The sequence below is a fragment of the Rhizobacter fulvus genome (assembly GCF_964020785.1).
In genome coordinates this window covers 2,172,340-2,192,231 of record NZ_OZ224516.1, presented here as the reverse complement: position 1 = coordinate 2,192,231, position 19,892 = coordinate 2,172,340, and the positions used below count along the sequence as shown (strand labels likewise).

The 19,892-nt window shown below is 61.7% G+C and carries 12 protein-coding genes; 4 read left to right on the top strand and 8 right to left on the bottom strand.

Annotated features, from left to right (window positions below):
• Positions 1-2: 2 nt before the first annotated feature.
• The 4 genes from ACWH49_RS10405 to ACWH49_RS10390 all read right to left on the bottom strand — a co-directional run bounded on the left by ACWH49_RS10405 (position 3) and on the right by ACWH49_RS10390 (position 3,226).
• Positions 3-986, bottom strand: a complete 984-nt coding sequence (locus ACWH49_RS10405; RefSeq protein WP_448171394.1) for a hypothetical protein — start codon at positions 984-986, stop codon at positions 3-5.
• The gene (locus ACWH49_RS10400; RefSeq protein WP_448171393.1) at positions 983-1,687 is read right to left on the bottom strand and encodes a Tn7 transposase TnsA N-terminal domain-containing protein; all 705 of its coding nucleotides are present in this window, start codon (positions 1,685-1,687) and stop codon (positions 983-985) included. The genes ACWH49_RS10405 and ACWH49_RS10400 overlap by 4 nt, the downstream gene beginning before the upstream one ends.
• A gap of 301 nt (positions 1,688-1,988) precedes the next feature.
• Positions 1,989-2,564 carry a hypothetical protein gene (locus tag ACWH49_RS10395; RefSeq protein ID WP_448171392.1) on the bottom strand — a complete coding sequence of 192 codons (576 nt, stop codon included), beginning with the start codon at positions 2,562-2,564 and terminating at the stop codon, positions 1,989-1,991.
• 224 nt (positions 2,565-2,788) lie between these two features.
• Positions 2,789-3,226, bottom strand: coding sequence for a helix-turn-helix domain-containing protein (locus tag ACWH49_RS10390; protein WP_448171391.1), 438 nt, complete (start codon positions 3,224-3,226; stop codon positions 2,789-2,791).
• Positions 3,227-3,747: 521 nt separating this feature from the next.
• Here ACWH49_RS10390 and ACWH49_RS10385 point away from each other — a divergent pair.
• The 3 genes from ACWH49_RS10385 to ACWH49_RS10375 are packed head-to-tail and all read left to right on the top strand — an operon-like array spanning position 3,748 to position 11,231.
• Positions 3,748-3,942 carry a hypothetical protein gene (locus ACWH49_RS10385; protein WP_448171390.1) on the top strand — a complete coding sequence of 65 codons (195 nt, stop codon included), beginning with the start codon at positions 3,748-3,750 and terminating at the stop codon, positions 3,940-3,942.
• 49 nt (positions 3,943-3,991) lie between these two features.
• Positions 3,992-8,932 (top strand): DEAD/DEAH box helicase, encoded by a 4,941-nt coding sequence (locus ACWH49_RS10380; protein ID WP_448171389.1) that lies wholly within the window; start codon positions 3,992-3,994, stop codon positions 8,930-8,932.
• A 25-nt stretch (positions 8,933-8,957) separates the two neighbouring features.
• Complete coding sequence (locus ACWH49_RS10375; RefSeq protein WP_448171388.1) at positions 8,958-11,231, top strand: nSTAND3 domain-containing NTPase; 2,274 nt, start codon at positions 8,958-8,960, stop codon at positions 11,229-11,231.
• An 80-nt stretch (positions 11,232-11,311) separates the two neighbouring features.
• Here ACWH49_RS10375 and ACWH49_RS10370 read toward each other — a convergent pair whose 3' ends face one another.
• From ACWH49_RS10370 to dnaA, 4 genes are all read right to left on the bottom strand, one after another.
• The gene (locus ACWH49_RS10370; protein ID WP_448171387.1) at positions 11,312-13,909 is read right to left on the bottom strand and encodes an AAA family ATPase; all 2,598 of its coding nucleotides are present in this window, start codon (positions 13,907-13,909) and stop codon (positions 11,312-11,314) included.
• Between the two features lie 163 nt (positions 13,910-14,072).
• The gene (gene gyrB, locus ACWH49_RS10365; RefSeq protein ID WP_448171386.1) at positions 14,073-16,619 is read right to left on the bottom strand and encodes a DNA topoisomerase (ATP-hydrolyzing) subunit B; all 2,547 of its coding nucleotides are present in this window, start codon (positions 16,617-16,619) and stop codon (positions 14,073-14,075) included.
• 107 nt (positions 16,620-16,726) lie between these two features.
• A complete protein-coding gene (gene dnaN, locus ACWH49_RS10360; RefSeq protein WP_056471742.1) occupies positions 16,727-17,845 on the bottom strand; it encodes a DNA polymerase III subunit beta in 1,119 nt (372 codons plus the stop codon).
• Positions 17,846-18,075: 230 nt separating this feature from the next.
• Positions 18,076-19,494 (bottom strand): chromosomal replication initiator protein DnaA, encoded by a 1,419-nt coding sequence (gene dnaA / locus ACWH49_RS10355; RefSeq protein WP_448171385.1) that lies wholly within the window; start codon positions 19,492-19,494, stop codon positions 18,076-18,078.
• Positions 19,495-19,752: 258 nt separating this feature from the next.
• Here dnaA and rpmH point away from each other — a divergent pair, with 258 nt between their 5' ends.
• On the top strand, positions 19,753-19,887 hold the full coding sequence (gene rpmH, locus ACWH49_RS10350; RefSeq protein ID WP_007834827.1) for a 50S ribosomal protein L34: 135 nt from the start codon (positions 19,753-19,755) through the stop codon (positions 19,885-19,887).
• Positions 19,888-19,892 lie beyond the last annotated feature (5 nt).

The window sequence follows — 19,892 nt, the reverse complement described above, 5'->3', positions numbered from 1 at the left end:
ACTCAACACCGCAAGACCGTCGAAGCGTTCGGCGGTCTGAACGAGATCCATACTCCAAGAATCATCCGAGAAGCTTTATCGATCAGTACCGTCAGATACGGTCGACCGAGCAGCATGCCGCCGTCCTCGGCAATACACAGGAGATCCAGCGGCGTGTGATCCATCTCCACCCGCTCGAGAAGGCGTGTGACCTCTGCAGCTTTGCCGAATATTCGGGTCCGCCGTCGAGCAACGGCTGGTCCATATCGCCTGTTGAGCAGCTCTTCGCGATCCATTCCATCCAAAAATCGTTGAAGCAGGCGGCGTGTCGGCTTCGGAATCAGTTCGTTGGGCCGCTTGTATTTGTTCGCCTCATTGACTTGGGCCTCGATGGACTCGAGCGTGGCAGACACGGTAGGCCGCGTCGCCTTGGCGTGAAACTCATCGATCACACGCTCCATGATTGGCTTCAGAGTGGCTGGGAGCGCCTTCGGGCTTCGACCACCACGCAGGTCATACCGGTTGACAAGGCGCGACATGAGAAAGTTCGGATGTCGCCAGCAGCGCAACCACTCATAAAACGTAGACGCACCAGGGGGACTTTTGGGCAACGCCACTCCTTTCAACTTAAAAGGGAGTTCCTTGTGCAGTTGAAACAGAGCTTTCTTGAGCTGGTCTCGGCGAACCTGGATCACCCCTCCAGGACAGATCTCCTGAAGGTAGTACACCTTCACCGCGACCTCTTCGCGCTGCTTCTCGCTGTAGTCCGAGAGAGCTTGGTTGACGGCTCTGAAATTCACCGTGGGCGAGCGATCTGAAAACAAATCGAAATGCTCTAACGTCCCTCTGCGGAACGCCTGACGAAGGGCTGACACATCACGCGTCTCCAAGGCACCGCTGGTCTCGTCCCGGACGATGCGCTTCCGCACTCCCTCTTCTTTGACTACACAAAAGCGCCTGTTCCGCTCGCAGAACTGCATCCCCACTGCGAATTCCGTCGCGCTCATGCTTCACCCCGCACAAAGCGGTTGCTGAGCCGATGACCAACGAATCGCCGTCCCTGAGCATTTCGCAATCTGGTAAGCGGCGTCCACTGCGCAGCGTCCGCGACGCCCATCTTGAGCAGCGAGCGATACGTCGGCGATTCACGAAGCGCTTCTGCCAGCGCCCCAAGGACACGCAAGCGAACATGCTCGTACTCGTCGACCAGACTCACCACCGTCCGCGGGCTCCCCAACGACTCGACGTAGTGGCGGCGCCCGGCCTCAGCTGCAAGGCGAATGTCCGGCATGCCGTCGCGTGGAAAATGCCGCTCGGTTACGACTACGAAGTGATAGCCGTGCGCTAGCGCGGCCACGCCGATGGCTTCGAATTTCTTCTGCCACACAGGAAGCATGGCGAGTTCGAGCGGTTTGACCTCGATGAGCCAGGGGACGCATTCAAACCATTCGACATATACGTCGGGCGTGTATCCGCTTGCGCGACGCGCGCCTTCGACCTTGATGCGCAGGCGCGGCGGCTGTTCTGTGAACGAACGAATAGATGGGAGAGTTTCTAGCGCTTGGAACACACTGAGTTCCAAAAGTGACTCGCACTTCAGATGGCGGTCGTTGCAAAGCGACCAGTGCTTCGCGCGAAAGCTAAGTCGGCCAGGCACGCGCGCAGGGTCGCGAGAAGGCCGAACGCCGTCCGGGGTGATGACTTGCATAGGTGAGCTCCTCCAGCGAAGCTACGCGTAGAGGCGCGGCTTCGACGGTCATTGACGAGGTTGTCTACGCACACATCGGTGATGCCAGATGCGCACGTAGCGACACGCGGCTTGACCGTCTGCTGAAAGCTCGCAACACTTGAGGCACTCCTACCCGATATCGCGAGATATCCCTCAGACGGGTCTGACCGCAAGGTTGGTCCCGTTTGTTGTTTGTGGCGGCAAAGCTCCCTTCGCGGAAAGTGGACGAAGTCGACCGCGCCGCGCTCGCGCGCGGCGTCAATCCTTTTTGCGTTACCGCCTAAGCAGTAGCAAACGAGTCTTGGCTGAGTGCAGCACGTGAGAGCATGCGGTGAACTTGCGAGCTCACGTCCTCGGCTAACGTGTCATCGTTCGTGACGACAGCGCGGTCGGACATGCACATGCGACGGCGGCGCCATACCTCCCGCACCCGAGCGAGATCCGACTCATCAATTTGATCGAGGTGGCTGTCCCTCAGAACCACGAGCCTCGCCTCGTTTGTCAGCGCAAGAAGACACAGTCGCGCGAAGCGTTCCTTGTCCCTGGCGACAGATACCGTCGTGCTCGCAAGCCACACGTACCAAACATCGCCGTTCGTCCACTGAACGCTGGCGACGACGGAATCGTCACCAGGTTCGCTTGATTCGAATACCCGCCCCAAGAATCGGAAATCCGAGATGCCCTCGCACGCGTTCATGGCTTGCTCGAGCTTTCGCTTCTTCTCCGCGTCGCATCGGATCAGTCGCCCATTGCTCTCCGACTGGGCGCCTCCTTGACGACAAGCGCCGACCAGGCGGGACACCTTGAACGCCGCCCGACGCAGGTCGGGCCCAAAACCTTGTTGAATTGCACGCATGTCCAAAACTCCTTCGGATGTGTCATTGCCAGCGCACACGAGTGCGTCCCTGAGCTAGCGTCAGGTTCCGCGCTCGACTTGCGCAAGCATCGAAAATGACTTGACCGCCGGGAGGCGCACGCGCAATACTGCAATCGTTGACACCGAGATCGCGCGAGCGGTTCTCCACAGGGGCAGACCATCAAGGTGCTGCCCCTTTTCTTTGTCTGCCCATGTCAGGCCCGTCACGGCTCGGGCTGTGGCTTCCAGACCTTGTCTCTGCGCCAGAGGCGTGAAGTGGAAGGCTCGGCCTGGCCCACGTCGACGCTCGCGAACGCGTCCAGTGAAGTCAGCAGGGCGTCGACCTGGACCGGCGGCATCCGCTCTAGCCTGTCGAACAGGCGTCTGACCAGCACGAACTTACTTGGCGAAGTCTCTGGCGGAATCACGTAGACCCGCTGTGAGTCACGGTGTGCAGCAAACAGCTCGGCGCGCTCCGAGTCTGAGAGCGTCAATGCATTGGCAAGCGCCCCAACGAATTCCTGGTCTACCGACTCCCTGTGGTCGTTCTCAAGCGCCGAGATTGTTCCGCGGTCGCAACCCACGGCACGCGCGAGCTCGTCTTGGCGTTGCCCACGCGCGATCCGCTGCAATCTCAAAGTTTCTGCAAATGGATTCGCCATGGACCTAGTGTGAAAGTTGAACTGGGGGCGGATTCGAGCGCGCTTGGAACGGCACGCGAGCGACCACTAGATCAGGAATGAAAGTGAAATACCAGAGGGTCGCCCGCCGACGATTCGGACCTACCCACATACGGTATATCGCGCATGCGCGCAAACCTGCTTGCAAAAGTGGCCGAGCACTTTCGTGCAGATTCATTGAGACGCTGGCGCGCTGTCGGATGCGCATAGCCAACATGGTTCGTGTAGAAGATCGTCGGGAAACCATGTCAAAAATAATGGGCGTGCTTACCGTCCTTCGGCAAAGTCCCACCTGCGCAGTGGGTGACTTGACAGTCAATTTCCGCCAGGTGAGACCTGCACCATGGCCGTCGACATGTTTCACGCGACTTTCCTCATGCCTCTATCCGGCTACACAGCAGGCGGCATCGCGCCACGTGCTTGCAGGGACGAGTTCCTCGGCACCGGCGCGCCAACCTGATAGGCTCAGCAAAACGCTAGCGTTTTTCACACAGGAGCTTCGTTTGAGCGTCACCAAAACCGAAGTCATCAGCGTTCGTGTCCCGCCGGATGTGAAGGCCGCCTTGATCTCTGCAGCCGCGCAAGAACGGCGTAGTCAGGCCTCCATGCTGGAGTTCATGGTGTTGGACTACTGCAGGACCCGCGGCGTCGTTCTGGCACCGCCGATCAAGTCCGCAAGGCCGCGCAAGGCAACGTAGGTCGAGCTTCCAACTTCCATCACAAACAAAGCAATCTCTCGCTGACGACATGACCGCTCTTTCCACGCTGCTCGACCACTACCGCCAATCCTCAATGTCTGAGCGTGAGAAGGGCACCTACTTCGAAGAGCTGATGCTCTGCTACCTGCGCAACGAGGCGACCTATCGCGACCTCTACAGCGAGGTCTGGACCTACGCCGACTGGGCGCAACTTCAGGGCTTGGACAAGCGAGACGCGGGCATTGACCTGGTGGCCAAGACCCAGGGCACCGGCGAAATCCACGCGATCCAGTGCAAGCTGTACGCTGAAGACTACCGGCTACAGAAGAGCGACATCGACAGCTTCTTCACCGCCTCGGGCAAGAAGCCCTTCACCCACCGCGTCATCGTCAGCACGACGAACCACTGGAGCACCCACGCAGAGGAGGCTCTGCGCGACCAGCAGCCGCCGGTCAGCAAGATCGATCTGAACGATTTGGAGAACAGCCAGATCGACTGGGCCAGGTACCAGCCCAAAGCTGCGCCGGTACTGAAGGTCAAGAAGCAGCTTCGCCCCCATCAGCAGCAGGCGCAGGATGCCTCGCTAGCCGGATTTCAGACCGCTGACCGGGGCAAGCTCATTATGGCCTGCGGCACTGGCAAGACCTTCACCAGCTTGAAGATCGCCGAGGCCCTGGCCGGCAGGGGGAAGCGCGTTCTGTTCCTGGTGCCCAGCCTTTCCCTCCTGTCGCAGACCCTGACCGAGTGGACCCAGGAAAGCGCCACGCCGTTGCACAGCTTCGCAGTCTGCTCGGACAGCGACGTCGGCAAGAAGCGCCAAAGGGAAGACGACAGCGTCCAGACCTTCACCCACGAATTGCGCTACCCGGCCACGACCGAACCGGCCCGCCTAGCCACCGAGATGGCCAAGCGGCACGACGCCGCGCACATGAGCGTTGTCTTCAGTACCTACCATTCCATTGACGTAATCAGCGGTGCCCAGCAGAGCCACGGTCTGGCTGATTTCGACCTGATCGTCTGTGACGAGGCGCACCGGACCACGGGAGCCACCTTCGGCGACGACGACGAGAGCACCTTCGTCAAGGTGCATGACGCGGCGTTCATCCGGTCAGCCAAACGTCTCTACATGACGGCCACGCCGCGCATCTATGGCGACAGCGCCAAGGCCAAGGCCGAGCAAGGCAGCGTAGCGCTGTGCTCGATGGACGACGTGGCCCTCTATGGCCCGGAGCTCCATGTCATCACCTTTTCCGAGGCGGTCAGGCGTGGCCTGCTGGTGGACTACAAGGTCATCGTGCTGTCGGTGGAGGAGAGTCATGTCAGCCGCCGCCTCCAGTCCCTGCTCAAGGACCAGGACAATCAGCTGAAAGTGGACGACGCGGCCAAGATCATCGGCTGCTGGAAGGCTCTGGCAAAGCAGGGGCTCACCGAGGAGCTGAATGGCGACCACCAGGCCATGAAGCGCGCCGTGGCCTTCTGCCAGGTCATCGAGGTGAGCAAGGGTGCGAAGACCCACAAGGTCAGCTCCAAGAACATCGCCGGCATGTTCCAGGCGGTGGTGGAGGCCTACCAGGCATCCGAGGAGGACGACGCTGCCTCGACGCTGGCCTGCGAAGCTGACCACGTAGACGGCAGCATGAATGCCAGTGAAAAGGAAGCCAAGCTGGCGTGGCTCAAGGCCGATGCCGCCGAAGACACCTGCCGCATCCTGAGCAATGTGCGCTGCCTTTCCGAAGGAGTCGATGTGCCGGCCCTCGACGCCGTACTGTTCCTGACCCCGCGCAACTCGCAGGTGGACGTCGTGCAATCAGTCGGCCGGGTTATGCGCAACGCACCAGGCAAAAGGCGCGGCTACGTCGTCCTGCCAGTGGTCGTTCCGGCCGGCGTGGAGCCGCACGATGCGCTGAGCGACAACAAGACCTATGCGGTGGTGTGGCAAGTGCTGCAGGCGCTGCGCTCCCACGACGACCGCTTCGATGCGATGGTCAACAAGCTGGACTTGATCGGCAGGGACACCAGCAAGATGGAAGTCGTTGCCATCACCGACAAGATTCAGAAGAAGTCGGAGAAGGCGAAGGGGCCGAAGAACAAGGACGCAGGCAAGGGCGGCTTCAGCATCGGCGAACCGGAACCCAAGCGCTACGGCAGGGAAGACCAGACGGCCCTGCCGTTCGAAATCGGCGAGATTGAGAAGGCCATCTACGCCAAGCTGGTGCAGAAAGTGGGGAACCGCCACCATTGGGAGGACTGGGCCAACGACATCGCCAAGATCGCCCGCACCCACATCGACCGCATCACCGGCATCGTTGAAGACCCGGCCAATGAGAAAGAGCGCGCGGCCTTCAACACCTTCGCCGGAGAGCTGCGCGACGACCTGAACGGCAGCATCAGCGATGGCGAGATCATCGAGATGCTGGCCCAGCACCTCATCACCAAGCCGGTGTTCGATGCCTTGTTCGAGGACTACAGCTTCGCCCAGCACAACCCGATGTCGCTGGCCATGCAGGGCGTTCTCGACGTGCTGCAGGAGCACCGGCTGGACAAGGAGGCGGACACACTCCAGCGCTTCTACGACAGCGTGAAGATGCGTGCCCAGGGCATCGACAACGCGGCGGGTAAGCAGAAGATCGTCGTCGAGCTGTACGACAAGTTCTTCCGCAACGCCTTCCCCAAGATGACCGAGCGACTGGGCATCGTCTATACGCCGGTGGAGGTTGTCGACTTCATCATCCACAGCGTCGCCCACATCCTGAAGACGGAGTTCAGCCAGACGCTGGGCGATGAGGGCGTCCACATCATCGACCCCTTCACCGGCACCGGCACCTTCATCACCCGGCTGCTGCAGAGCGGCTTGATTGCGCCCGAGCACCTGCCCCACAAGTACAAGCACGATATCCACGCCAACGAGCTGGTGCTGCTGGCCTACTACATCGCCGCTATCAACATCGAGGCGGTCTACCACGGCATCGTAGGCGGCAACTACCAGCCGTTCGAGGGCATCTGCCTGACCGACACATTCCAGATGTACGAGAAGGAAGACCTAGTCGATGCGCTACTAGTGGACAACAGCGCGCGGCGCAAGCGGCAGAAGAAATTAGACATTCGGGTCATCATCGGCAACCCGCCCTATTCCATCGGGCAGGGTAGTCAGAACGACAACAACCAGAACCTCGCTTATCCGCACCTGGATGCTCGCATCGAGTCGACGTATTCAGCGCAGTCGAATGCCGCTCTTTCCCGTGGCCTCTACGACAGCTACGTACGGGCTATTCGGTGGGCAAGTGACCGCGTTGGGGCAAGCGGCGTCATCGGCTTTGTTACTAATGCCGGATTCGTAGAAGCGAACTCTGCTGACGGCCTTCGCAAGTGCCTTGCTGCCGAGTTCAGCAGCATCTACGTCTTCCATCTTCGCGGTAACCAACGTACGTCTGGCGAACTCTCGCGTAGAGAAGGGGGCAAGATTTTCGGTAGCGGCAGCCGCGCTCCGATCGCCATTTCGATCCTTGTCAAGAATCCAGCCGCGCAGCTTCAGGGCCAAGTCCACTTCCACGACATAGGGGACTATCTAAGCCGGGAAGAGAAACTATCCAAGATCGAAGCTTTCGGCAGCATTGGTGGAATCGCGGCACAAAACGCGTGGGAGTTCATAACGCCAGACGCGCATGGCGACTGGTTGAAACAGCGCAATGACAGCTTTGCCGAGCACTTGGTGCTGGGGGACAAGAAGGGCAATGCGTCGACGTTGTTTGAGAACTTCTCACTCGGCGTGTCAACCAACCGGGACGCTTGGTGCTACAACGCCTCGAAGGCCGGCTTGACGGCCAACATGACGCGCATGATTGCCTTCTACAACAAGGAAGCCCAACGCTTTTTCGACACGCATCACGGGGCAGACAAGAAGCAACGCGACTCGCTCGTTGACGCCTTTGTTGACACCGATCCTGCCCAGATTGCTTGGACAGTGAATCTGAAGCAGGAGCTGGTTCGTAATCGGCGATTTGCTACGGACACGAGTTGCCTTGTTCCGGGGCTATATCGTCCGTTCAACAAGCAGTGGATGTATTTCAGTCGCAGTTTCAATGAGCGGGTTCTGCAGATGCCGCGCATCTTTCCTGAAGGCGCCGCGGACAACCGCGTTATCGTGATTCACGGGCCTGGGGAAGTCCTACCGTTCACCGTGTTGATGGCCTCGGTCCTACCAAACATCCATGTTTTGCACGGTGGCCAGTGTTTCCCGCTCTACCTGTACGACGAATCTGAGTCGGACGCGGCAGACCCTGCACATGAGCAATCTGCGCTTTTCGGCGCAGCCAATACATCAGCGACGCCACCCGCACGTACGCGCCGCGACGCCATCACCGCTGAGGGGCTGGCGCACCTTCAATCGGCGTACCCGGCGGAGACCATCACCCGCGAGGACATCTTCTATTACGTCTACGGGCTGCTGCACTCGCCCGACTACCGCGAGCGCTTCGCCGACAACTTGGGGAAGGAACTGCCGCGCATTCCGCGCGTGAAGACGGCTACCGACTTCTGGGCGTTCTCCCAGGCTGGCCGCAGGCTGGCCGACCTTCACTTGAACTACGAAAGCGTCGATCCCTACCCGCTGAAGATCGACAGCGCCGGCAAGACGCTCACCAATGCCGACTACCGCGTCGAGAAGATGCGCTATGGCAAGAAGGGCAAGGACAAGGACCTGACGACTCTGCACTACAACGACAGGATCACCTTGACCGGCATCCCGCCCGAAGCCTACGACTATGTCGTCAACGGGAAGCCGGCGTTGGACTGGGTGGTCGAGCGCCAGGCCGTCAAGACCGACAAGGACAGCGGCATCGTCAACGACGCCAACGACTGGGCGGTCGAAACCATGGGCAACCCGCGCTACCCGCTGGAGCTGTTCCAGCGCGTGGTCACGGTCAGCATGGAAACGATGAAGATCGTGGGGTCGTTGCCCAAGCTTGAGATTTCGCCGCCCGTCGCCGGCTAACCAAGAACCCAAGCCGCCTACGCAAATGCCGACTTCAGAAACTCAGGCGTATCACGTTGACTTCGCTCTTCACACATTGGGCTGGAAGGCCTTCCAGGACCTATGCGCGCAGGTCATGGAGGAAGAGCTGAAGACCACGGTCTCGGTGTATCGCGAAGCCCAAGATGGCGGTCAGGATGCTGTGTTCCTTGCAAACGGCCCCGATGTCTTTACTGTAGTGGGTACGGTGCAATGCAAGTTCTCCAGCAAGCGCGAGCAACGTCTGCGGCCATCAGACGTCACGGGCGAACTGGAACATGTCGAACAGCTCGTCGCCAAAAAGATGGCGGCCGTCTACTACTTCATCACCAGCATGAGTGTGGATGCCGACGTCGCGCGGGAGGTTCGCGAGCGACTGTCGGCACTAGGAGTAGCGGAGCCTCATGTCGTCGGCAAGGACTGGTTGTTGGGGAAGATCAAGGGCAGTCCTCGCCTGCGAGCGCTGGTTCCGCGCGTTTACGGACTTGGCGACCTCTCCACCATCCTTGACGAGCGGTGTGCGGCCCAGACCCTCGCGTTGCTAGGCGACCATCGCAAGGCCCTCAACGTGTATGTACCGACGGCACCGCATCGAGCCGCTGTAGACATTCTGGCGCAGCACAAGCTGGTGCTCCTTCTTGGCGCGCCGGCAACAGGCAAGTCCACCTTGGCGGCGATCCTCGCCATGATGGCCGTCGACAAGAACGAAGTGCAGGCGTTCAAGTGCGACGGGCCTATAGAACTGAAGCAGCACTGGAATCCCAACGACAACAAGCGCTTGTTCTGGGTTGACGATGCCTTCGGCTCCAACCTGCTGATGCCCGAATACGTCAACGCCTGGATTGAGTTCATGCCGAAGCTCAAAACGGCGCTTGACCATGGATGCCATTTCATCCTCACGTCGCGTACCCACATTTGGAACGATGCGAAGCCCCGCATTGGCTCCAGAAACCACCAGCTCCTGGAAACAGGCACGGCCGTCGTCAACGTCGGTGACCTGACGCAATCCGAGCGGGAGCAGATTCTCTACAACCACGTGAAGGCAGGCACCCAGCCGCCTCGCTGGAAGGCGGACATCAAGGACCACCTGTCGCGGCTGTCAAGAGAGGTTCGACTGTTGCCGGAATTTGCACGGCGCCTAGGTGACGAGAAGTTCACCGGGCACCTCAATAAGCTCCCAGAGGACCTGCTGCGCTTCATTTCTCACCCGCAACAGTTCCTGGTCCAGACCTTCGAGGAATTGTCGGTGGAGCAGCGAGCCGCGATGACGCTGGTGTTCCTGACTCGATCACGACTGCCGGTTCAGTTGCTACCGGAGGAAGAGGTTACCTTGGTGGCAACAAGCTATGGTGTGACAAAGGCCAGCCTGACTCAGGCTCTGCTGCAGCTCGCGGGCTCGTTCGTCGTCCGTCGGAAAGACGGTGACAAGCAATATTGGGCCTTCTGGCACCCCACATTTGCCGATGCTATCAGCGCGATTCTGAGCAAGCGACCGGACCTGATTGACGTCTACGTGCGGGGAGCAGGACTCGACACGCTCCTCAACGAGGTGGTCTGCGAAGGCGCGTCCCCCGTTCGCGATGCCGTAGTGGTTCCGCTTAGTAGCAGCGAAGCGCTCATCGGGCGGCTGCTTGAAACCCCTGATGAAAAGGGTGCGAACGAACAGCTATTTGAGTTCTTGAATCGTCGGCTACCCAAGGATTTGGTCAAGGAGATCTTGGAGCGTGCGCCCGCCATCCTTGGCAGGCAAGGAGAGCCTCCCCTCTGGTTTCGCCTCCGTCGCAGCGAAGAGGTTCGGCTCCGCGCGACTGCACATGCGATGGGGTTGCTCAACGAGCGAGTTCGCTCCGACACGGTAGCGGTGCTTAAGGAAGGCGCCCTCTACTCACTCGACGCTTCGTTCGTTCAAGATGACAATATCCTCGCAATGTTCCGGCCTTCGGAACTGATGCACCTGACCGCCAGCCTGCTAGCCAAGCTGGACTCGGAAATCGCGCAGAAGATTGCAGATTGCCGAAAGCAAGCAGACCCAAATGGCGACATTGACAGTCAGTTCGAAGAGGTTACCGACTTCCTCGACCACATCCGATACCTAGTTGAGGCTGACGGGTTCTTCGAAGAAAAGCACAGCGAGCTGAGTCGCGCCTTGGAAAAAGCCAAAGAAGAAGTCAAGGCAAAGAAGTCAACCGAGGAAGAAGAGAGCTTCTTCAACAGCGTTCCCCGCGCTGTACAACGTGAACAGCAAGGTGGCCGCTCTGTCTTCAGCGACGTCGACGAATGACCCCTCGGTCTGGTACGCATGCCAGCAGAGCACCAACGTGGAATCTTGGGCCTAGGGCACTAGGCCGCCGCTGCTCCGAACTACCTCTTCTTCTGCCTCTCGATGGCCGACTTCCGCCAAGCTTCCAAGGCATTGACGTCGGCATGCATTTCATCAGGCGACGGCGGCGCAACGTTGGCCACTTGCGCGCCATCATGGCCGGTGTAGTTAGAACACTTTGCCATGCCAGCCGTGATGGCTACGATGTCTTCGGGCTCGACACCAACCTTCTTCAGGCGCTGCGTTTCGATGCCCTTGCGGAATCGAAGAACGACCTCATTCAGAAGGACCTCCTCCACGCCGCGTTCCCATGCCATACGGAGGTCGTTGTAGAGGTCTCGGGCGAGAAGTCGGAATCCGGCTTGATCCCCGTCCCTGTGTCTCCTCGCGCACTCGACCTGCTTGTTGCGCAGCATGCCAACGCGCTGAGAGACGTTTGCACCAGCGAAGGGCAAGGTCTCCTCGGCAACGCCGAAGCCCTCGGGGGTCTGGTTGAGGGTGAGCGCTTTCGGAGTGAGCCCCAACGCCGCGGCCTCAAACATGAGCACGTTGAGAAAGAAGATGTCGTGGGTGAAAACGACGACCTGGCGCTCCTGTGCCTCGGCCGCTATGCGTCGAGCGACGCGTTCGCGACGAGCGTGATCGAGTGATGAGACCGGGTCGTCGAAGACGATGCCGCCCTTCCCCTTGCCAAGCTTGACCTCGGCAAGGAACGTCGCGATGGCGATAGCGCGCTGCTCGCCCTCACTCAGGATGTCCTGGGGAGCGGCGCCGCTCTCAGACTTCAAGACGAGTTTGAACGTGGTCTTGGCCTTGGTAGAGGAGGGCTGCATGGCGACGCTGATGCTATTTACGCCCAGAGCCAGAAGCTCGTCGCTCAATGCTTCTGCAACCTCCTCGGTGGCCATGGTGCTGGTCAACTCAGTCGACTTGCGTGAGATGGCCGTAGTGCTAGTCGCTGTGAGGCATTCGGCGAGCTTCGCACTCAGGATGAAGCCGTCCACTGTGTCGAGTGCCACAGCCTTGAGGTCGGAGAGTTGGCCCCGAGCCTGGAGCTCCGCCAGGTCCTTCTCCATCTTGGTCCGGGCGGCCGTGTCCTGGGACTGGTCGAGCTTGAGGGCCGCCTCGCGCCAGGCAGCGGCAATCTGATGGAGCGTGTCGCGCGGGCTAGCTGGGAGTTCCGGAACCCGGCCCCACGTAGTGCCAGAGTCAGGCTTGGCTGCTTCACGAACAGCATCACGGCGATCCCTCAGCGCCCTCTGGAATGCAGTACAGGCAGCCACGAGATCGGGGTTCGCCTCAAGATCGTGGGCCAGCGTCTCGTCAAAGTTCAGGTCGAGCGGAGCATCCACGACGGCCTTGAAGGCCGCCACCGCTTCCCTCCGGGCCTTGTCCGCGGCCTTTGTGGCTTCGCCTTCGATGAACTCGTCGAAGGCAACTAGGCGCGTGACGCCAGCCTCACCGACTGGGTTCTGGCAGAGCGGACACCGAGAATCGCTGGCGAGGCGCGGGAAGGCCTGGACGGCGTGCGACGTTGCGCAGAACTGCCGAGCGGCCCTGAACATCTCCAGCCACGGGTCGTCGCCGGTCCCTTCGAGGGTGTCCATCTCCTTGAAGCGCTGCGCCACAGTTTGAGCGACGCCCTTGGTCTGGTTGGACTTGTCGACCAAGGCGCGGAGACCGTCGACCTTGGGCTGTGCAACGATCTCTACCGCGGCGTCGAGGCGCTGTACCAGTGCGTCGACGCGAGTGGCTTTGACGCGCAGCTCGGCGGCCCGCCGTTTGGGGTCGGCTTCGCCCAGGGTCTTGGCGAGGCTTTCGAGCTGGGCCAAGTCCTGATCCAACAGCGTCGCCAGCCTCTCGATGTCTTCCTTGCGGGTCTTGCCAGACAGTCCTTTTGCAAGAAGGCCTGCCTGGGTGGGGGTGAGGGCGAGCCTAGTGAACGGTTCCACGTTGGGCTTGGCGGTGCGCTGTTCTTGCTGAATACGTTCCTTCAGCCAGGTGCATACCTTGGCGAGGCCTTCCAGGATGTCGAGGCCATAGGGGACGTAAGAGAAGTCGCCTTGGTTGTCGACGTATGCGCGGGCACAGCGAGAGTCAAATATTGCGATGCTGGACAGTTCAGCCGGCGACGCATTTCCGTCGGTCCAGTGGTACTCGGTGGCCTCGCCATCGACGAGGGTGTCGAAATCAACGGTCGCGGCTTCGGCCAGAAGAGGGTGCTTGTAGGCGTTAGGTCGAATCTGCTCCGACCGGTCTCTCGCGCGGCAGGCCTTCTTGAGCACGCGGGTGTACCCAGACTTGCCAGCGCCGTTGTCACCGTAGATGTTGGTCAGCCCGGTGGGGGCAATGGATAGCACCTTTCCAGGTGCCAGAGCGTTGACGTTCTGAAGGTTCTTGATTGCGGTTAGCTGAACAAGGGGCTGGCCGGCTTGCGGCACAGCGACTTGCTCTTTGGTCAGCTTTCTCGCTTCGCGACCGACAAGGTCAGCTATTCCATGGGTATCCTGAAGCAGCGCCAGGATGTCCTCGAGGTCGTCGGCCGATGGGGTCGGACGCTCGTAGAGCACAGCGACGGCGTGCTGCTGCCAGACCGGCAGCTTCTCGGCCCACTTCTGGATTTCGCTGAGTATCGTCACTCGTGGCCTCGCAAGGTCTGTCGCCCCATAGCGCCACCTACTAGCAGGTGCTACGGCTGAATAGCGCCCTCAAGCAATCGAGTGGAAAGTCCAACGATATCCGTCAATCGAGTCCGGGGAATTCCGGAATAGTCCAACTAATTCCGTTTCCTCTCAATACTACTTAAACGTCGATATTCGCCGCCCGCAGCGCATTCGTCTCGATGAAGTTGCGCCGCGGCTCGACCTCGTCGCCCATCAGCATCGTGAAGACGCGGTCGGCCTCGATCGCGTCGTCGATCTGCACGCGCAGCAGGCGGCGCACGGCCGGGTCCATCGTCGTCTCCCAGAGCTGCGCGGGGTTCATCTCGCCCAGACCCTTGTAGCGCTGGCGCGCGACGGCGCCTTCGGCCTGCTGGATCAGCCAGGCCATCGCCTCGCGAAAATCGCCGACGCGCATTTCCTTCTGCTTCTCGCCTTCGCCGCGCATCACCACGGCCTCCTCGCCGACCAGGCCGCGGAAGGTCGCGCCCGCGGTGCTCAGCGCCTCGTAGTCGGCGCCGTGCACGAAGTCGGCGGTGATCACGCTGCTCTTCACGTTGCCGTGGTGCATGCGGCTGATGCGCAGGATGTGCTTGTCGGTGCGGGCGTCGAACTCGGCGGTGACCTCGGCGTCGTGCAGCGCGGCCTTCAGCGCGGCGGCCGATTGCTCGGCGGCCTCGAGCGTGTCGACGTCGAGCGCGAGGCCGTTGGCCATCGCGCGCAGGGCTTCCACGTCCATCCAGCTCGACAGGCGCTCGACCACGTTCTTCGCGAGCACGTACTGGCGCGCCAGCGCTTCGAGCGCATCACCCTGCAGCAGCGCGGCACCGGGCACCTTGGTGTCGAGCTTGGCGTCCTTCAGCGCGACCTTGAGCAGGTACGCGTCGAGCTCGTGGCCGTCCTTCAGGTACTGCTCTTCCTTGCCGAGCTTGACCTTGTAGAGCGGCGGCTGCGCGATGTAGATGTGGCCGCGCTCCACCAGCTCCGGCATCTGGCGGAACAGGAAGGTCAGCAGCAGCGTGCGGATGTGCGCGCCGTCCACGTCGGCGTCGGTCATGATGATGATGCGGTGGTAGCGCAGCTTGTCGGGGTTGAAGTCGTCGCCGCCCATGCCCTTGCCGATGCCGGTGCCGAGCGCGGTGATCAGCGTCAGGATTTCATTGCTGGTCAGCAGCTTCTCGTAGCGCGCCTTCTCGACGTTCAGGATCTTGCCGCGCAGCGGCAGGATCGCCTGGAACTTGCGGTCGCGGCCCTGCTTGGCCGAGCCACCAGCCGAATCGCCCTCGACGATGTAGATCTCGCACAGCGCCGGGTCCTTCTCCTGGCAGTCGGCCAGCTTGCCGGGCAGGCCCATGCCGTCGAGCACGCCCTTGCGGCGCGTCATCTCGCGCGCCTTGCGCGCGGCCTCGCGGGCGCGGGCGGCGTCGACGATCTTGCTGCAGATGATCTTCGCGTCGTTCGGGTTCTCCTGCAGGTAGTCGGTCAGCGCCTTGCTGACGACATCTTCCACCGGGCCGCGCACTTCGCTGCTGACGAGCTTGTCCTTGGTCTGCGAGCTGAACTTCGGCTCGGGCACCTTGACGCTGAGCACGCAGCACAGGCCTTCGCGCATGTCGTCACCGGTGACTTCGACCTTCGCCTTCTTCGCGAGCTCGTTGTCCTCGATGTACTTGTTGATCACCCGGGTCATCGCGGCGCGCAAGCCGGTCAGGTGGGTGCCGCCGTCGCGCTGCGGGATGTTGTTGGTGAAGCACAGCACGCTCTCGCTGTAGCCGTCGTTCCACTGCATCGCCACGTCGGTCGTGATCGTCGTGCCCTGTTCGCTAACCTTCTCGCCAGTCGCGCCGAACACGGTCGGGTGCAGCACCTTCTTGCCGGTGTTGATGAACTCGACGAAGCCCTTGACGCCGCCGGCAAACGCGAAGGTGTCTTCCTTGTTGTTGCGCTCGTCCTTCAGGCGGATCTTCACGCCGTTGTTCAGGAAGCTCAGCTCGCGCAGCTTCTTCGCGATGATGTCGTAGTGGAAGTCGATGTTCGAGAAGATCTCGAGGTCGGGCAGGAAGTGCACCTCGGTGCCGCGCAGGTCGGTCTGGCCGATGATCTTCATCGGGCTGACTTCCACGCTCTTTCCCGATCCATCGTCACGTTGCTCGATCAGCCGGTCCTGCGGGATGCCCTGCTTGAACTCCATGAAGTGCGCCTCGCCGTCGCGGCGCACGGTCAGGCGCAGCCACTTGGACAGGCCGTTGACGCAGCTCACGCCCACGCCGTGCAGACCGCCGGAAACCTTGTAGCTGTTCTGGTTGAACTTGCCGCCGGCATGCAGCTCTGTCAGCGCGATCTCGGCGGCCGAGCGCTTGGGCTCGTGCTTGTCGTCCATCTTCACGCGCGTCGGGATGCCGCGACCGTTGTCGGTCACGCTGATCGAGTTGTCGGAGTGGATCGTCACGACGATGTCGTCGCAGTAGCCGGCCAGCGACTCGTCGATCGAGTTGTCGACCACCTCGAACACGAGGTGGTGCAACCCGGTGCCGTCGGACGTGTCGCCGATGTACATGCCGGGCCGCTTGCGCACCGCCTCCAGGCCTTCCAGGATCTGGATGCTGCCTTCGCCGTACGCGGCGCTGTCGGCGGCGTGACGGGTGGTCTTCGCGGCGTCGTCTTCGGGGGTGATCGGGGTGTCGCTCATCGGGTCTTTCACACTCGCATCTGGGGCCGGAATCGCTAAAAGCCAGCCCTTTGAAAAGCACTCAAGCGGGCCGAAGCCCGCTTGGTCGTGGGTCGTTCGCAGCGGCGCTAGATGCGCATCGGCATCACGACGTACTTGAAGCCGGCCTGCTCGGGCACGGTGATCAGCGCGCTGGAGTTGGTGTCCTGCAGCTCCATCTTGATCATGTCGACGCTCATGTTCGACAGCGCGTCGATCAGGTAGGTCACGTTGAAGCCGATCTCGATCGCGTCGCCGCCGTAGTCGACCTCGAGCTCTTCCTTGGCCTCTTCCTGCTCGGCGTTGCTCGACGCGATGCGCAGCGTGCCCGGCTCGAGGTTGACGCGCACGCCCTTGAACTTCTCGCTGGTCAGGATCGCAGCGCGCTGCAGGCTGGCCAGGAACGGCGCCCGGCCGAGCGTCACCGAGTTCTTGTGGTTCTTCGGGATCACGCGGTTGTAGTCGGGGAACTTGCCCTCAACCAGCTTGGTGACGAACTCCATGCCGCTGAAGCTGAACTTGGCCTGGTTGCCGGCGAAGCGCATCTCGATCAGGCCCTCGTCGTCCTTGCCGTCGTCCTTCAGCAGGCGCTGCAACTCGAGCACCGTCTTGCGCGGCAGGATCACCTCCTGCTTCGGGATCTCGACATCGAGCGTCGCCTGCGCCAGCGCGAGTCGGTGGCCGTCGGTTGCGACCAGCGTCAGGCTCTTGCCCTCGGCGACGAACAGGATGCCGTTCAGGTAGTAGCGGATGTCGTGCACCGCCATCGCGAAGTGCACCTGGTTGATCAGCCCCTTCAAGGCCTTCTGCGGCACGCTGAATGCCGGACCGAAGTCGGCCGCCTCCTGCACCAGCGGGAAGTCGTCGCTCGGCAGTGTCTGCAGCGTGAAGCGGCTCTTGCCGCCCTGCAGGGTGAGCTTGCTCTGGTTCGCGGTCAACGTGACGATCTGGTCCGCAGGCATCGAACGCAGGATGTCGATCAGCTTGCGCGCGCCGACCGTGGTCGCGAAGTTGCCGCTGTCACCGCCCAGTTCGGCGCGGGTGCGGACCTGGATCTCCAGGTCGCTGGTGGTCAGTTCGAGGTTCTCGCCGGTCTTGCGGATCAGCACGTTCGCCAAGATCGGCAGCGTGTGGCGCCGCTCGACGATTCCGGCCACCGCCTGCAACGCGCTCAAAACTTTTTCTTGTGCTGTCTTCAAGACAATCATTTGAACCTCTCAACTTGGTCGTAATAGTAGAGAACGCCGGTTTCTGTGGACAACGCCATTTTCGCCTGTTCCATCAATCACTTAGGCCAATGACAAGCCTGGGGCCCGACCCCTTGGCACGCTCGTGCCGAACAGACAACAACTTCCCGGAACCCGTCGGGCCTGTGGACAGACCGGCAGTTGCCAGAAAGTTGTCCCCAGGGTTGTGGCTTGACACGGCGCGATTCATCTCAGCCTTTCAGGGTCTGCTCGAGCACGTGGAGCTGCTGGTTCAGCTCGGTGTTCTTCTGGCGTTCGGCGGCGATCTTGCGCACCGCGTGCAGCACGGTCGTGTGGTCACGGCCGCCGAACAGCTCGCCGATCTCGGGCAGGCTCTTCTGCGTCATGTCCTTGGCCAGGTACATCGCGATCTGACGCGGCCGGGCGATCGAGGCCGGGCGTTTCTTGCTGTACATGTCGGCGACCTTGATCTTGTAGAAGTCGGCCACCGTCTTCTGGATGTTCTCCACGCCGATCTGGCGGTTCTGGATCGACAGCAGGTCCTTCAGCGCTTCGCGCGCCAGGCCGATGTTGATTTCCTTGTGCGAGAAGCGCGAGTACGCGAGGATCTTGCGCAGCGCGCCTTCCAGCTCGCGCACGTTGGCGCGCACGTTCTTGGCGACGAAGAAGGCCACGTCCTCGGGCATCGGCGTGGCCTCGAGTTCGGCCTTGCGCATCAGGATCGCCACGCGCATCTCGAGTTCGGGCGGCTCGATCGCCACCGTCAGCCCGGCGTCGAAGCGCGACGTCAGCCGCTCGTCGATGTCCACCAGCCCCTTCGGGTAGGTGTCGCTGGTCATGATGATGTGGGCGCGCTTGGCCAGCAGCGCCTCGAAGGCGTTGAAGAACTCCTCCTGCGTGCGCTCCTTGCCGGCGAAGAACTGCACGTCGTCGATCAGCAGCAGGTCGAGCTGGTGGTACTTGGCCTTCAGCTCGTCGAAGGTCTTGCGCTGGTAGTTCTTCACCACGTCGGTGATGAACTGCTCGGCGTGCAGGTAGAGGATGCGCGCGTCCGGCTTGTCGGCCAGCAGCGCGTTGCCGACGGCGTGGATCAGGTGCGTCTTGCCCAGGCCGACGCCCCCGTAGATGAACAGCGGGTTGTACATCTGGCCCGGCGCGCCGGCGACATGCAGCGCCGCGGTGCGCGCCATCTGGTTGGCGCGGCCGGGCACGAGCGTGTCGAAGGTCAGCGCCGGGTTCAGCCGGCTGCGCGACGGCACCTGCTGCCCCGCGCCGACTGACGCAGCGGCAGCCGGAGGGCGCGTCATGTGGAGCGCCTGCGAGACCGGCACCGCACCGCCCGCACCGTTCGACACCGCCTGATGCGCGGCCTCGTGCTGCACCGGAGCCGTGCGCGCGGCCAGCGCGATGTCCAGGCGCACCGGCTTGCCGGCGAGTTCGGCCAGCACGGCCTCGATGCGGCCGCCGTACTGGTTGCGGATCCAGTCGAGCTTGAACCGGTTGGGCACGCGCAGCGTCACGACGGCGCCGGCCTCGCCCTGGTCGGTGACCTCGGCAGCCGCCAGCGGGCGGATCCAGGTGTTGAATTGTTGTTCAGGCAGCTCGGCGGCGAGTCGCTCGCAGCCGCGTTGCCAAAGGTCAGCGCTCATTGTGGAAAACTTGTCTCGGGAGCGGGCGAATTGTACGTTGCGCGGGGCGGTCGGGGATGGTTATCCACAGTCCCGGGGGCGCCTCGAATGCCCCCGCTCCTGCAAGGCCCGCGGTGTAAGTCATTGACCGAGCAGGGGGTTTTTGGTGTAATAGTGGGTTTCCCGAAGCCGACTCCGGCAGACGGCCAAAACCAAATCGAAACATCGACCTGGCGTTCGCCAGGGCACATGCTGGTCTTCGCCAGCGGGGATCAGATCATGAAACGCACCTACCAAGCCTCCAAAGTCCGCCGCGCCCGCACCCACGGCTTCCTCGTCCGCATGAAGACGCGTGGCGGCCGCGCCGTGATCAACGCGCGCCGCGCCAAGGGCCGCAAGCGCCTTGCCGTCTGAGGTCC

Bases quoted from the DNA above. Each gene is read 5' to 3' on its own strand.
- ACWH49_RS10405 (WP_448171394.1), bottom strand. From the start codon at position 986: ATGAGCGCGACGGAATTCGCAGTGGGGATGCAGTTCTGCGAGCGGAAC.
- ACWH49_RS10400 (WP_448171393.1), bottom strand. From the start codon at position 1,687: ATGCAAGTCATCACCCCGGACGGCGTTCGGCCTTCTCGCGACCCTGCG.
- ACWH49_RS10395 (WP_448171392.1), bottom strand. From the start codon at position 2,564: ATGCGTGCAATTCAACAAGGTTTTGGGCCCGACCTGCGTCGGGCGGCG.
- ACWH49_RS10390 (WP_448171391.1), bottom strand. From the start codon at position 3,226: ATGGCGAATCCATTTGCAGAAACTTTGAGATTGCAGCGGATCGCGCGT.
- ACWH49_RS10380 (WP_448171389.1), top strand. From the start codon at position 3,992: ATGACCGCTCTTTCCACGCTGCTCGACCACTACCGCCAATCCTCAATG.
- ACWH49_RS10375 (WP_448171388.1), top strand. From the start codon at position 8,958: ATGCCGACTTCAGAAACTCAGGCGTATCACGTTGACTTCGCTCTTCAC.
- gyrB (WP_448171386.1), bottom strand. From the start codon at position 16,619: ATGAGCGACACCCCGATCACCCCCGAAGACGACGCCGCGAAGACCACC.
- dnaN (WP_056471742.1), bottom strand. From the start codon at position 17,845: ATGATTGTCTTGAAGACAGCACAAGAAAAAGTTTTGAGCGCGTTGCAG.
- dnaA (WP_448171385.1), bottom strand. From the start codon at position 19,494: ATGAGCGCTGACCTTTGGCAACGCGGCTGCGAGCGACTCGCCGCCGAG.
- rpmH (WP_007834827.1), top strand. From the start codon at position 19,753: ATGAAACGCACCTACCAAGCCTCCAAAGTCCGCCGCGCCCGCACCCAC.